This window comes from Exiguobacterium sp. E17S (assembly GCF_057772545.1).
On record NZ_JBYLRU010000004.1, the window covers coordinates 141013 to 155702 of the forward strand.

Consider the following 14690-nt stretch of genomic DNA (forward strand, 5'->3'; position numbering starts at 1 on the left):
TCCACCTGCTTTCAAGTCAATTCACGACATCCGTAAGCGTCCAGTCGAGTGTTGCGGTATGCGTGCCTTTCACTTGAGAATTGATTGGTACATTGAGTTTGATGTAATCGTTATCGGTTCCGTTACCCTTCCAGTAAATTTGCCAAGTTGAGAACGTTCCTTCTGGGGATGTTAATATCGTTTGCGCATCTCCTGCATTTCCTGGTGTCAATGTTATGTCTCCTGTCGTAGGTGCCGTGAATCCTGATACATTGACTAGTGTTTGAACAGTACCGGCATCAATGGATAACGTCGAACCTATTAACGAGGGTTTTCCACCTTCATCTGTAAAGTCTCCCAACTTCACGGTCACTTCCCATTCTGTCGGATTGACCCGACGATCCGTTACTTGGAGAAATGGTTTTTGATCGGTCGCCTTAAACTCAGCTTTGTTAGAAAGCAATTCGTTTGATCCAAAATCAAAGTTAGGCGCATAATCGAGTGTCAATGCTCCTGTATTTCCTGTAGGTGTATTTCCGCCGTTTTTGCCTGGTTCATATGGATTATTTGGATCCCGATCATCTGGATCCACGATGACCGGTGCTTCATTCGTCGTGAACGTGATTTTTGCCGTCGACTCGCCAGTAGAAGTCGCTGCCCATCCAGTAGTTGTTCCTAAAACCAAAGCCGTACTCATCAATACCGTCGAAACAGCGAAACGTTTCTTCATTTCTGTTCTCTCCTTTTCATGGTGCATTGATTAAACTCCATTGAATATCTGCGCTATACGATGAAGGTTTTGGATATTTGCCAGTTAAATCGAGAATAATCCCTTCGTTTTCTGAGTAGGTTAACGGTGTTTGATTCGAGCTAGCCGACATCGTCCCTGTTGCGATTTCAATAGCAGTCGCTTGTAACAATTGGGTTTTGGAAGTGGTCTTAAAATAAAGAACATCGCTCAACACGTCATTGTCTGTACTTGTCAACGGACGACTGAGACTTGCTTGTAGCTTCCAGTTGTAACCTGTGGCATTTTCATGTGAAATGGAAATTGTCATAGGAGATAAACGTGGGATGACTTTTTCACGTCCTGTCAACTCATGACTTCCGAAATCTAGCGTATCCGGAACACTTAAATTGAATGTTGGTCCGATTCCAAGTGTTGCTGTCGCCGTACCACTACTTAAAACATTTAAATCAACTAATCCATCTGCTAAAACACTCCGGAATGTATAGACTTTATCGACTCCGACTGGCAGATTTCCGACTTTGAAAGATAAGGTGAATCGATCGCTACTTAGAAGAGATAGCTTTAATAAAGAGCTAACATCAGCATAGATTTGGTTATTCATTCGATCGATTATTGCTGTCGCATCTCTCGTTTGCGATCCAATCCCTAGTAATCCATTATAGCGATATTGAAGTTTGACGGAACTCGTTTCAATACTTTGCATCACTTCTGGTGGTAGTCGGAAAATAATATATCCACTTGATAAATTTAAGCCCAACAATCCAGAAACAGTATTTTCTAATGTGATCGTTTGAGTCGTTCCATTATAGGAAGCATCTAAGCTTGATGTTCCGAGCAATGCTACTCCAGCAAGTGTTGGGGCAACTGCTTGTTGCTTCTCTTGTCTTGGTTTAATTGGCTTTGGGGCAGGTGCTGTAATTTCGCTCGATGATTCTTCTTCAGAATCAGGTTGCACGGGAACTTCATTGTCTTCTTTATCTGGAGCTATCTCATATGTTGATGGATCTTCATTTTCAGTTGATGGTGTCTCGGGTGTTGGTGGATCTTGACTCTCGGTTGGGGATGTCTCGGGTGTTGGTGGATCTTGACTCTCGGTTGGGGATGTCTCAGATGTTGGTGGGTCTTCACTCTCAGTTATTGGTGTCTTCTCTACTTCCATGAGTTCTTCGCATTTTTCGATTTCCTCTTTTTCTAATAAGTCCTTTTTCTTTGGATCATTCAACGTCTCTTCACAAAACGATGACGTCAAAGGGTCTGGAATTTCAAGTTCCTCAGTCATCGCATGACTGTGCGGAATCGGAAAGCTTGTTACTAGTAGAATCATCAAGATGATAAAAAGATTCGGTGATCGATTTCGATACAAACGCTCCCCTCCCATCCTTACGACCTAATTCCATTGACCTATACGTCTATTTTCCTTCTAAATAAGGCAATTAAACCATTAATTTGGTATTTAAAAGATATAAAATGTGTAAATATTTATTAATATACTAAAATTTAGTTCCAATATATAATACGTACAATAGATTTATTATGATGAAATAAAAAAATGTGCTTGTCTCCAAGCACATCGAGTTTTAATTCTTTTCTTCTGTTGTACCATCTGGAATCGGTAATTGAACCATACTCCCCGATCCACTGACGAGTGGTGATTTCCCGTCCCACTTCTTGACAGCTTCGTATTGAATCATCTCTTCTGTCAATGTCTTCTGTAGTTCTTTTTGAGCTTTTGCCAAACCTTGGGCTTCGATCAAACGGGCATCGGCTGCCCCTTTCGCTTCAACGCGAAGACGCTCTGCTTCTGCTTTAGCGATTTCAAGATCCGTTTTCTTTTTATCGAGTTCCTGGGACGCTTTGACACGCGCATCGATTGCTTCCTGTGTCTTTTCATCTGGTTTCGGCGCACCGAGTGCGACATCTTCGATGATGAAACCGATATCCTTGACGTCTTCTGCAAACTGCGTCTGAATGCTCGTCGAGACATTCCCTGATTTTTCACCGAACAGTTCAAGGACGGTGACTTTCGAGATTTGCTCACGCGATGCATCATAGAGACGCTGTTTCAGATAACCTTTTGCGATCTCATCGATTTCGATCGGTCCAAACTTATTGAAGACTTTCGTCACCTTATCCGGTGAGACGGAGAAGCTGTATGTAAAGTCAACGACGATGTTCTTCCCGTCTTTTGTCGCAAGTGTCATATTCTCAAGCGACTTCGTCTGTGTCCGAATCGGATACTCTGTCACCCGTGTAATCGGTGAAACGACATGCCAACCTTGCGATAACGTCTCATCTTTGACACCGCTTGATGGTGTATAGACGACACCAACTTGTCCAGGTTCGATTTGTTCAACGATGAACGGTGTTGTTGCAAGCAACGCTAGTACGAGCACACCAGCGATGATCATCGATGGGCGAATTTTTTTCTTCGGTTTGATTTCTCTCATTCTGAATCTCCTTTATCGATCTTTTCTTGGATATAACGGTAGAGTTCCATGCCAAGCAAAACGATGAGGGCGAAAAACAATAATGTGAAAAAGATGGCCATCTAACCCCTCCTCTAACGAATTCCTTACTTTCTTCTACGTATCTATCTGGAAAATGTTTCATTTTTTTAAATGTCTGGTTGCTTATTTTTAATTTCTGTCCTAATATGGAGGGAACTTTGCCTGCTCTACGACAGATCACGATTTGTGGTACACTCGAATGAGCACATCACTTACTAGAAACGAGGGTTCATCTCTATATGATTACAGTACAAAACGTCGGTCTTCGCTTTGCAGACCGAAAATTATTCGAAGACGTCAACATCAAGTTCACACCAGGTAACTGTTACGGTCTGATTGGTGCAAACGGTGCCGGTAAATCGACATTCCTGAAAATTCTCGCTGGTGACATCGAAGCACAACAAGGCGATGTCATCATCACACCAGGCGAACGTTTAGGCGTTCTCCGTCAGAACCATTACGAATACGAAGAATTCCAAGTCATCGAAACGGTCATGATGGGACACAAACGTCTCTATGAAGTCATGAAAGAAAAAGATGCGATCTATATGAAAGAAGATTTCTCGGACGAAGACGGCATGCGCGCTGCTGAACTCGAAGGTGAATTTGCTGAGATGAACGGTTGGGAAGCAGAGTCGGAAGCCGCAATGCTTCTTCAAGGACTCGGCATCAAGGAAGACCTTCACTCGAAAACGATGGCTGAGCTGACAGGATCGGAAAAGGTCAAAGTCTTGCTTGCACAAGCGTTGTTCGGCAAACCAGACATTCTCTTACTCGATGAGCCGACGAACGGACTTGATTTGAAAGCCGTCAAATGGCTCGAAGAATTCTTGATCGGATTCGAGAACACGGTCATCGTCATTTCCCACGACCGTCACTTCTTGAACAACGTCTGTACGCACATGGCGGATCTCGATTACGGTAAGATTCAACTGTATATCGGAAACTACGATTTCTGGTACGAGTCAAGTCAGCTTGCTTCGCGTATGGCAAGTGACCAAAACAAGAAAAAAGAAGAGAAAATCAAAGAACTTCAAGCCTTCATCGCGCGTTTCAGTTCAAACGCTTCGAAAGCGAAACAAGCGACGTCGCGGAAGAAATTGCTTGATAAAATCACACTCGACGACATTCGTCCATCGTCACGCCGTTATCCGTTCGTCGGTTTCACACCGGAACGTGAAATCGGAAATGACCTCTTGATGGTCGACGGCATCTCGAAGACGATCGATGGCGTCAAAGTCCTTGATAACGTCCGCTTCTCGTTGAACAAGACGGATAAAGTCGCGTTCATCAGTCAGAGCGATATCGCAATCACGACTCTCTTCAAGATCCTTATGGGTGAGATGGAACCGGATAGCGGTACGTTCAAATGGGGCGTCACGACTTCGCAGTCGTACTTGCCAAAAGATAACTCGGAATTCTTCGAAGGCTCGGATAAGACGATCCTCGATTGGCTCCGTCAGTATTCACCGGCAGACGAGAGCGATACGTTCCTCCGTGGATTCCTCGGACGGATGCTCTTCTCAGGAGAAGAAGTCATGAAAAAAGCATCTGTCTTATCTGGGGGCGAAAAAGTCCGTTGTATGCTTTCAAAAGCAATGCTCAGCGGTGCTAACGTCCTCGTACTCGACGATCCAACGAACCACTTGGATCTCGAATCAATCACAGCACTCAACGATGGCTTGATCGCTTACAAAGGTGCGATGCTCTTCAGCTCGCATGACCATCAGTTCGTCGAAACGATTGCGAACCGTATCATCGAGTTGACGCCGAACGGTATCGTCGATAAAGAAACGACATACGATGAGTACTTGAACAATGATACGATCCAACAGCAATTAACAGCATTATACGCGCAATGATTTTGAGGAGACCGGAACTGTCGTTTCGGTCTCTTTTTTGAACATATTAAAGGAGGAATGCGATATGCGACATCGCGTATGTGCTGCGTTGATCGAAGAACAACAAATCCTAATGGTCGAATTACACACGCCATCCCGGATATTTTGGACGTTACCGGGCGGAGGTGTCGAGAGTGGGGAAACCAAAGAACAAGCCGTCATGCGGGAAGTGTTAGAAGAGACACATCTTCACGTTACAATCGAACGACAACTCTACGAGATTTCAATCGATCAGGGAATCGAGACATGTTTTCTCGTTCAACGTACCTCAGGTAGTTTTTCTGCACCTCGACTCGGGATTGATCCCGAACTTCCGCTTAATCAACAGGAATTACGAACCGTCCGTTTCCTACCACTAAAGGACCTTCAAGATGATCCACAGATTGCTCGTTTGCTGACCTTACTGTAAAGGAAAGATTAACTAACTGAGATATAACTGACCAGGTTTCTTTACACCCTCTACATAATCGACTGATTAAATGAAAATGTAGCAACAACACAAACTCATTTGGGGGAAACAAAAATGAAACGAACACTCATGGTTGGTCTATCAGCAGCGGTCTTGTCATCAAGTATGGTCCCGATGTTCGCGGATGCCCATAGCTCTTCTCATACAACACGCAACATCAAGAAGGTCGAATTCTTGTCGATGGATGCACCGACGAAAATCGATCAGATGGTAAAAACTTATACAGAAGCAAAAGTCAAAGTCACCTATACGAACGGCAAAACGGAAGTGAAGCCGTTGAACTATAATCAATTATTCCTGTCGCAAGATAAAATCGTCGAAAACAAAGGCGAGATGATTGCAGCAGGTACACCGATCGATGCTAAAGGAAATCCGATCATCGACCGCAGTGTACCGGACAAACCGGAAGCCTTCGTCTCAGATGCACCAGACTCGAATAGTCTGCTTGAAGTGCACGGAAAAAAATACATGGTCTCTCACTTCGAGTATGACTCGATCGACAATGCTGGTAATGAAGTCAAGGGACTTCCAGCATCGATGACATTAACGGAAGTCGTACAAGATAAAAAGACAGGAAAACTTGCTGTCAAAAAAGCCAGCAAGATTGATTTTGAGAACGTCAATGGACTCTGGACACCATGTAACGGTTCGACGACACCATGGGGAACGCACCTTGGGTCAGAGGAATATGAACCAGATGCTCGTGCGTTTGAGTCAGACAAAACGTCAGCTGCTTATAAAGAAGTAAATGCCTTCGCTGAGCGCTATTTCGGAACGACCGAAAAAGCGAATCCTTACTTCTACGGGTATACGCCTGAAATCTCGGTCGACCGGAAAGGAAAAGCGACAGCAGTGAAACACTACAGCACAGGTCGTTTCTCGCACGAGATGATGCAGATTCTACCGGATCAAAAGACCGCGATCTTTGGTGACGACGGCAATAACACAATGATGTTCATGTATGTCGCAGATAAAAAGCGCGATTTCTCAAAAGGAACACTTTACGCGGCTAAGTTCAAACAAACACGCGCAACGGAAGGCGGAGCTGGTGATCTCGAATGGATCAAGCTCGGTCATGCTTCCGATAAAGAAGTCAAACGCTTGATTGATAAAGGAACGAAGTTCAGCCACATCTTCGAGACAGCCGATGCGCCAACTCCTGGCTTCAAAGCAGTCAAAACAGCTGCTAGCAAAAAAGTCGAATACTTGAAGCTCAAGCCTGGTAAGGAAAAAGAAGCGGCCTTCCTTGAATCACGTCGTTATGGTGCGTTGCTTGGCGCAACATCAGAATTCAACAAGATGGAAGGCATCACGGTCAACGAGCAAGACAAAAAAGCCTACATCGCCTTGTCTTATGTGTCAGGCAGTACCGAAAAACAAGAAGGTGCTGTCCAAGACGACATCCAGCTTGAAAAACGCGAATCGGGTGCGACATTCGAAATCGATCTTGGTCGTGCAAAAGGCATCGACAGCCGTTACGTACCAACGAATATGCAAGCACTCGTCATTGGTGAAGATTTGAAGAAGCCGGATGCTTACGGCAACACAGCGAATCCGGATCTCGTCGCGAATCCAGATAACCTTGCTTACTCCGCGACATCTGATACGCTCTTCATCGGTGAAGACAGCTCCTTGCACACGAACAATTTCGTTTGGGCTTATAACCTGAAGACGAAAAAGTTATCACGTATCCTTTCGGTTCCAGTCGGAGCGGAAGCAACTGGCCTTCGTTCACTCGATCATGTTGGGAAGTATAGCTACCTCCTAAGTAACTATCAACATCCGGGTGAGTCATTGACTGACAAACAAATCACCGCCGTCGATCCAAAGGCGCTTGAAAAAGCGATGAAAGACGGCATCGGTATTCAAAAAACGGGTGGTGTCGGCTATCTCTCTGGGTTACCGAGCGGTCACAAATCATATACGCATCGATAAGATGCTAAAACGGATTCCCAGGCACAGGAATCCGTTTTTTCATGCGTTATTCTTCTTTTGTTTCGCCGCTTCTTCTTCGACACGTTGCAACAGTCCATGAACGATTTTCTCATTCTCTCGCTCTCCTCCAAGCGACAACAGACTCTTTCCAACAAAATTGGCTCCTTCGTTCTTCCCTGTATAAATCAACAGACATCGATCAGGTCCGAGTGGTTTGAGTGTGAAGGTCATCTCGATCTTGAATATTTTAGCCAACGTGAATCCGATCGTATTTTGTTTGAAGTCGGGTTCGTTCGTATAAGCTAAATCGGTCACGATATAGGTTTCAAGTCGATTACCCTGCATGTATGTTTGACGATACGTCGAACCGACGACACCCGGTTTTCGTTCAATCACCTCGTGCTGGACGACGTTTGGAATCAAACGCTGCAATCGCGTGTGATCAAACAAGTGCCATGCTTCCTCAATCGGAATATCGAGCTGTCGTTCTTCTCTCCACGTAATCATAGATCCGCCCCCTTTTCTATAGAAATACCCTGTCATCCGGTCTTGTAACGTCCGGTGACAGGGCGAGAGCAGATTCTTATTTTACTGTGCTTGTTTCAAGGGCTGCACCGAGGAACTTCGCTAGTTCGAGCATACCGTAGCGTCCTGCAGCTGCTTCGGCATCCGAATTATAGTTCGTATTCGTATTGACGTCATACGTATAGATCGTACCTGACGCATCCTTAATGAACTCGATGCCTGCGACCGCGATTTGGTTCGCTTGGAGGAATGCTTCATACTTTTGGATGATCGGGTCATCGAAGCCTTCAACGATTTGGAACTTCATCGGTGTTTGCGGTGCTTCTTCACCGACTGGGCAGAACAAGTCGTCGATCACGCATGCATCCGCTGGGCAAAGCTCAAAACCTTCTGATGTATCGACTCGAACCGCGTAGACGAACTTTCCACCTACGAACTCACAACGTGTGATGTACGGTTCTGGTGCTTGAATATACTCTTGAATCAACGTGATGCCATCGACTGGTTCGTCGAATGTCGGACCGTCGAGATAAGCTTCAAGTGCTTCAATCGAATGGAATAACTGGACGCCGAGACCTTTCCCTGCACGGTTGTGTTTCGTGATGAATGACGAAACACCGATCTCTTTTGCTGCTTGCACGATTTGATCACGTCCGACGGCAGCCGTCGTCTTCGGTACACGAATCCCAGCCTTACGCAACGCCGTATATTGATTGACTTTGCTGACTTCAAGACGGAGCGCACGCGTTCCGTTAAAGACGGTCCGGTCATGCTCTTCTAACCAAGCGAGGACCCCTTCCGTCAACTCCGGCGCGTAACGATGTCCCCGCGTATGCGAAGAAGCACTCATCCGGCTGTAAAAGACGCCTTCTGGCGGCAGTTCATCCAGCGGAACGATTCCTTCATTCAAGTGCCACTGTTCATACGGTAATTCGAGTTCTTCGAGACGTTTGATGAGATGGTCCGTCCATTCTTGGTTTTCGTGGAGAATATGAATTTTTGTCATGATTGTTGACCTACCTTTCGTTTCGCTTCGACCAGTGGCATTACGTCACGAGCAAAGCGTTCCATTTCTTCAAGTTGTGGTGAGAATTGTAACAAAAGTAACGTGACACCGACGGCTTCGAACGCTAGAATCCGTTCAGCGATTTGTTCTGGTGTCCCGATTAAATTCGGACGTAGACCACGGTTCGAGACAGAATAATCGTTCCGCTCGACCTGTTGCTCCAGTTGCGATTTACTAATGAAATCCTGATAACCGGCATAACCGGCGCTGTCTTCCTTGACGTCCGTGATCCGTTGCCATTCAAGAAGTGCTTCTTCTTCAGTATCCCGACAAATGATGTAGGCAGCAAGACCGAAGCTTTCGAGCGGCTTTTGTCCCGTCGCTTCCCGGCGTACTTTCATATCGTCGATTTTATGGGCTACTTCTTCAACAGTGCCCCCGTGCATGACATAAGCGTCACAGTGTTCGACGATCGTTCGCTTTCCAGCTTCACTCTCTCCACCAGCGTAGAGCTTGATCCCCGGACGCTGGACTGGCTTCGGATGGAGTTCTGCTTGCTCGATCGTGTAGTGATGACCGGAGAAGCTATACGGTGACGTATCTGCCCATAGTCCCTTCATGACCGTGACGAACTCTTCCGTCCGAGCATAGCGTTCATCGTGCGCTGTGAAGATACCGTTGTATTGTTTCGCTTCCTCTGCCCACCACGCTGAGACGACGTTGAGCGTAAAGCGTCCACCACTCAACTGATCGATGTTTGCCGCCATCTTCGCCGTCGTCGCTGGATTATGGAACCCGGGACGAACCGCTGTCATGATCTCAAGGCGTTCTGTCGTTGCAGCAATCGCTGCTGCCGTCGTCCATGCCTCAAGACTCGGTTCCTTGATGCCTTTGATATCATTCAAGTTCAATTCCGCAATCAACGTCGTCGAGAAGCCGATTCGTTCTGCTGTTTGTGCGACTTTTTTCGCATAATCGAAGGTCGGTGGCATCTGTTCATCCTCGACGTTACGTAACCATCCCCCAAAAATCGGTAACCAAAAACCATACTCCACTCCATCGTCCCCCTTATCATAAAAAAACGCTCTTTTCGAAGTTCGAAAAGAGCGACGGTATCTTGTCCTGTCCGCTCTTATCTTCGGAAGGTATCCCTTCCTGGAAGTAGCACCTTCCGCCACGGCGGGGTTGCTGAAGTGTCTTCGGGCCAGTCCCTCGACTTCTCTAGATAAGATGTGTTGCATTCATCGTACAAAATTCACTGAACTAAAGCAACCATTAAACCGTCTTTTCCAATCGGAATTATTTCGAGCATAAAAAATCCCGACATCGTGTCGGGATTCGGGATTAATATGGTGCGACGAAATCTGATGTTGGCTCTGGCGCCTGTTCATCACGAACACGATCATAGAATTTTGCCATCGTGACGCTGAAGTATGGTCCAACCCATAGGACAGCAAGACCAAGTGTAACAATCACAAGTAATGCCCAACCAATGAATGATAGGAAGAGTAAGAATGCTTCCATTTTATGACCATCCATGAGTTGACGTGAACGCGTGATTGCCTCGAGAATACCGACTGATGGTTCATCTCGAAGGATGTAGAACGTCAACAAGTAAGAGAACGACTTGATGATCCCTGGAATGATCAAGAGTAAGGTCCATAGGAATAAGAAGACCGCTTGCACAATCGACACGCCGATGACTTTACCGAAGATTTTATACGGTTCGAACAAATCAGCTACTTTGACTTCTTCATTGCGTGCGAACGACATCGCGACCCACGTCCAACCCGCTGCAATTGGGATCAATAAAATCGAAAGAATGATACTGACCGCACTCATCGCATTTAGATCTTCGTTAGGATCTGGTCCGATGAACGTCGGAACGCTCTGGATGATAGAAAAAAGTACGAACATGAGGATGGCAAATCCCCAACGACCGCTGAGCGACTCCTTCGCTGCTTTTTTTAATTGAGATGACATGAGTAAGGTCCTCCTTGAAAAATAAGTTCTCACCTTACTTTACGGTCGAATTCTTCTAATGTTTCACTCTTTTTTCAATAATTTCCCGTCTCGTTGCTGGTTGAGCCAGGCACGCTCAAGCTGTCGTTCACACGCCGTGTATAACGAGCGTCGACCGTCGAGCCGTTCCATCGCGAATGGAATACCATGCTTTTTCGCCTGCGCGATGACATGTGCACTCGCTGCATGAGAAACGCGACTCGTTACGACGACGATCGCGTCCGTCTTTTTGGCGAGACAGGCAATCTTTTTCGCGGACTGTGCGTCCCCTGCCAGATGAATCAATTCGATCCCCGTCGGCGCAAAGAACTCACGATAGACAGCGGTTTGTTGTTCGTTTCCAACAATGACGAGACGCATTCCTGTGAAGCGCGTGAAATCAAGCGGTGTCTTATCAACGAAATCCATCAATTGTCCGGGTACAGCTGTCGTCACGATCGGTTCAATCGTTCGCTCTTTTGGCATACGGACGCGACGCTGCGCTTTTTTAGCTTTCGGCACCGGTTGTCGTTTCATTTTTCGTGCATACCGATTTGACTTTTTTGTTGTCACAGATGCCTTCACTACCGGTTGCTCTACTTCTGATCGGCGGTTAGATGATGCGTTGACGATCGGCTCTTCATACGTGAACGGATGCTTCCAAGCAATCGTCAGTGTATCCTTCCGTTCCCGCCACATGACGAGATCGACGAGTTGACCTGCTTCTAGTCGGAAATAGCGCATGTCTTCTACCGGAACGACATAATAGAACGATCTGCCCGACTCATCTTGCAGTGGACCATTCACCGTTTCCTCAATGATTCCATGCGCCTTGACGATTGCTTGTTCAAACACGACACGTTCTGGATTCTCTCTCATTCGCTCCGTCGAGACGACGGCTTCGATACGGCATATCGTTTTTTGATCATCCTGACGATCGACACGGACCCGGACTTCCATGCCGTGCTCGAGATTCCAATCGCGGACGTCTCGTTCAGAAATATGACTGCCCGACCATTCTAGTAAAGTACCGCCTTTTAACCCCCGCTGAAACGTATAGGCATAACGTTGCTTGAGTACTGGCTCGATCGGTACTTGTGGTGGCATGACGATAGTCTGTTTCTCTAACTCCATCACTTCATCGATGACCGGTGTTTCTTGAACGTCGCGCGGTGCATAATACGCTGACATCTTGACCCATTCATCGATTCCGTTTACTTCGTCGAGCCAGAGTTGCCAATCTTCATACCGCTCCACGACCGCTAATTTCATCTGTACCAATTCAGTTGCTCGTTCCAACACCTGTTGCATCATCCGTAACCACTTCCTTTGCGTTTTTTTCACTATAGCAACGAAAAAACGCGGAAGTAGTCCAAAAAAATAACCAGGTTATTTTTTTATTTAGGTACGTTGCTGAATTTCCACAGCCGGATCCTGACGCTTATATTTCGCGACGATGACGATCAAAACCGTGATGATCACAAGTAGGAACCAAGAAGATAATTTTCCAAGATCAACGACTGCCCAGCCTCCTTCTTGATGCGGATAGACCCAGCCTTTAAAGAACGTCACGATATTCTCTGCGATCCAAATGAAAAAGGCGATCAGTAAAAAGGACAGGACGAGCGGCATCCGGTAAATCGTCTGCTCGATCGTAAAATGAACCCATGACTTATAGAAAACGAGGACGACGAGAACCATCAATAGCCAGCGTGCATCGAAGATCCAGTGGTGGGTGAAGAAGTTGAGATAGACGAGACTACCGACGCTGATCGCAAGCCACGGGGGAGGAAATGCTATGAATCGTAAATGAAATCGCCGAAACGCCTGGCAGACATAACTCGCGACGCTTGCGTACATGAATCCTGCATACAAGGGAACACCCGCCACTTTCGTCAAAGCGTCTTCCGGATAACTCCAAGATCCGACGTTCACCTTGAACAGTTCAAGTGCTAGACCGATGACGTGAAACAATAAGATCAGTTTGAATTCCTCCATCGTTTCATACCGCGTGACGAGTAAGACAATTTGGACGAGAATACACCAGAGCAACAGGAGATCGTATCGCACAATCGGTTCAGTAGGAAGATAACGTGAAAGAGCAAGCGCAGCGAAAATCATCACGGGAAAGACACAACAGATGGCTTCTATATATGTAAAACGAATCAGGTGCCGGATCGCTTTCATTCGGTCATCTCCTTTTTCTTCAGTATACGTTTCTCTTTTGACCTTCCCATCCTTCTTAAGATGGAAAAAACGGAAAATTTCGTCTTTCTTATTCCACTTTCCTCATGATACAGTTAACGAATCAATTATTTTTAAGAAATGAGGTGCCAGACATGACGCGTCATCGCGCTTCCTGGTTGTTACGCGCTACGTTAAAGTGGGGACTCTTCCTACTCGGTTTATTTTTACTCGCTCTTGGCTCATCAATGATGATCACGGCTGAACTCGGTGTCTCGACGTGGGATGTATTGCATCTTGGTCTCCAAAAAAAGACGCCACTATCCGTCGGAACGATCATCTTGCTTGTCGGTCTATTACTCGTGTTCGTGAAGTACGCGTTAGACCGCGTCACACCGCAAATCGGAACGCTCGTCAACGCGATTTTCGTCGGTGTCTTCATGAATCTTGTTCTTGGTTCTCATCTCTTACCTTCATTTGAGTCGATCTGGTTGAATACGCTCTGGCTGATTTTCGGCATCTTCATCATTGGGATGGGCGCTGGTCTGTATGTCGCTGTCGGATACGGGGCCGGTCCACGCGATGGGTTGACATTGACACTTGCAGAGCGCTTCGGAACGTCGATTCGTCTGATGCGGACGATCATGGAAGTTACGGCATGCGGCATTGGCTGGTTGCTTGGAGGACCTGTTTTCTTCGGTACGATCCTCTCGATTTTCTTAATCGGACCGTTTCTTCAATTTTGGTTGTTCTATTTCCGCCGGATCATTGCAGCGATTGATGCAAAAGGACTTTCAGCGTCTGAACGCCAAATTAGCTAAGTCGCCTGACTCGATATCATTCCGCGTGAATGATATCTTTTTTTATGTCAGAAGCAGATAAGTTGCGTCATCAAAATAAACACGTTATATTCGTTTACATATCAATCTTTGATACGTCAAAGGTTTCTTCGAACGAAGGGAAGGATGTGATGGATTGAGTATTTCCTGCACCGAAAAAGGACGTTTGATCTATGCACTCGTCTCCGTCAATAAGACGATTGCTCAAAAATTCGATCTCTGTACGGATGGTTTCAGTCAGACGCGAATGGACCTACTTGCTCAACTACAAGTCGATCAAACGATCAGTCAAAAAGAATTGCAAAAACGCGTCAATGTCGATCACGCGGCGGTGACCCGTCACCTCAAACACCTGGAATCGACAGGGATGATTGCTCGCGAGCGTTCAGCCGCTGACAATCGGGTGATTCTTGTTTCATTAACGGAACAAGGGGCGACGCGCATTGCACGATTACGCGAACAAAAAGATGAGTTCCTCGAGAACCTACTCGAAGGATTCTCTGCTGAAGAACAACGGACGTTAGCTGAGATGATTCAACGCATCGAAGCGAACGCCGACACATTACCTAAATTAAAAGAGGAGTCGATTTAAT

At 46.2% G+C, this 14690-nt stretch carries 14 protein-coding genes and 1 riboswitch; of the genes, 5 read left to right on the top strand and 9 right to left on the bottom strand.

The window, feature by feature from the left end:
- Window positions 1–16 precede the first annotated feature (16 nt).
- The 3 genes from AC3B4V_RS13110 to AC3B4V_RS13120 all read right to left on the bottom strand — a co-directional run bounded on the left by AC3B4V_RS13110 (window position 17) and on the right by AC3B4V_RS13120 (window position 3177).
- Window positions 17–709, bottom strand: coding sequence for a WxL domain-containing protein (locus tag AC3B4V_RS13110; protein WP_488378666.1), 693 nt, complete (start codon window positions 707–709; stop codon window positions 17–19).
- A gap of 16 nt (window positions 710–725) precedes the next feature.
- Entirely contained in the window at window positions 726–2009 is a 1284-nt protein-coding gene (locus AC3B4V_RS13115) for a hypothetical protein (protein WP_488378667.1), read from the bottom strand.
- A gap of 298 nt (window positions 2010–2307) precedes the next feature.
- Window positions 2308–3177: a prohibitin family protein gene (locus tag AC3B4V_RS13120; RefSeq protein WP_488378668.1), complete on the bottom strand. Its 870-nt coding sequence runs from the start codon at window positions 3175–3177 to the stop codon at window positions 2308–2310.
- Window positions 3178–3476: 299 nt separating this feature from the next.
- Between AC3B4V_RS13120 and AC3B4V_RS13125 the strand changes: the two genes are divergently transcribed.
- The 3 genes from AC3B4V_RS13125 (at window position 3477) to AC3B4V_RS13135 (ending at window position 7542) form a co-directional block, all read left to right on the top strand.
- Window positions 3477–5099, top strand: a complete 1623-nt coding sequence (locus AC3B4V_RS13125; protein ID WP_023469778.1) for an ABC-F family ATP-binding cassette domain-containing protein — start codon at window positions 3477–3479, stop codon at window positions 5097–5099.
- 64 nt (window positions 5100–5163) lie between these two features.
- Complete coding sequence (locus AC3B4V_RS13130; RefSeq protein WP_488378669.1) at window positions 5164–5547, top strand: NUDIX domain-containing protein; 384 nt, start codon at window positions 5164–5166, stop codon at window positions 5545–5547.
- A gap of 114 nt (window positions 5548–5661) precedes the next feature.
- Window positions 5662–7542: a PhoX family protein gene (locus AC3B4V_RS13135; RefSeq protein ID WP_488378670.1), complete on the top strand. Its 1881-nt coding sequence runs from the start codon at window positions 5662–5664 to the stop codon at window positions 7540–7542.
- A gap of 39 nt (window positions 7543–7581) precedes the next feature.
- On the opposite strand, the gene AC3B4V_RS13140 is transcribed toward AC3B4V_RS13135, so the two are convergent.
- The 6 genes from AC3B4V_RS13140 to AC3B4V_RS13165 form a co-directional block, all read right to left on the bottom strand.
- Complete coding sequence (locus AC3B4V_RS13140; RefSeq protein WP_029342963.1) at window positions 7582–8049, bottom strand: SRPBCC family protein; 468 nt, start codon at window positions 8047–8049, stop codon at window positions 7582–7584.
- A gap of 76 nt (window positions 8050–8125) precedes the next feature.
- Window positions 8126–9073: an ATP-grasp domain-containing protein gene (locus AC3B4V_RS13145; RefSeq protein ID WP_050678782.1), complete on the bottom strand. Its 948-nt coding sequence runs from the start codon at window positions 9071–9073 to the stop codon at window positions 8126–8128.
- Window positions 9070–10128, bottom strand: coding sequence for an LLM class flavin-dependent oxidoreductase (locus AC3B4V_RS13150; protein WP_326188657.1), 1059 nt, complete (start codon window positions 10126–10128; stop codon window positions 9070–9072). The genes AC3B4V_RS13145 and AC3B4V_RS13150 overlap by 4 nt, the downstream gene beginning before the upstream one ends.
- Window positions 10129–10202: 74 nt before the next feature.
- Window positions 10203–10305: riboswitch (SAM riboswitch) on the bottom strand.
- A gap of 112 nt (window positions 10306–10417) precedes the next feature.
- Window positions 10418–11056, bottom strand: coding sequence for a DUF975 family protein (locus AC3B4V_RS13155; protein WP_488378671.1), 639 nt, complete (start codon window positions 11054–11056; stop codon window positions 10418–10420).
- 63 nt (window positions 11057–11119) lie between these two features.
- Complete coding sequence (locus tag AC3B4V_RS13160; RefSeq protein ID WP_488378672.1) at window positions 11120–12388, bottom strand: DUF2325 domain-containing protein; 1269 nt, start codon at window positions 12386–12388, stop codon at window positions 11120–11122.
- Window positions 12389–12475: 87 nt separating this feature from the next.
- Entirely contained in the window at window positions 12476–13261 is a 786-nt protein-coding gene (locus tag AC3B4V_RS13165) for a DUF817 domain-containing protein (RefSeq protein WP_488378673.1), read from the bottom strand.
- 152 nt (window positions 13262–13413) lie between these two features.
- On the opposite strand from AC3B4V_RS13165, the gene AC3B4V_RS13170 reads away from it, so the two are divergent.
- Together AC3B4V_RS13170 and AC3B4V_RS13175 are read left to right on the top strand one after the other, a co-directional pair.
- Window positions 13414–14079 (top strand): YczE/YyaS/YitT family protein, encoded by a 666-nt coding sequence (locus AC3B4V_RS13170; protein WP_195866106.1) that lies wholly within the window; start codon window positions 13414–13416, stop codon window positions 14077–14079.
- 154 nt (window positions 14080–14233) lie between these two features.
- Window positions 14234–14689, top strand: a complete 456-nt coding sequence (locus AC3B4V_RS13175) for a MarR family winged helix-turn-helix transcriptional regulator (RefSeq protein ID WP_023469788.1) — start codon at window positions 14234–14236, stop codon at window positions 14687–14689.
- Window position 14690: the final 1 nt, after the last annotated feature.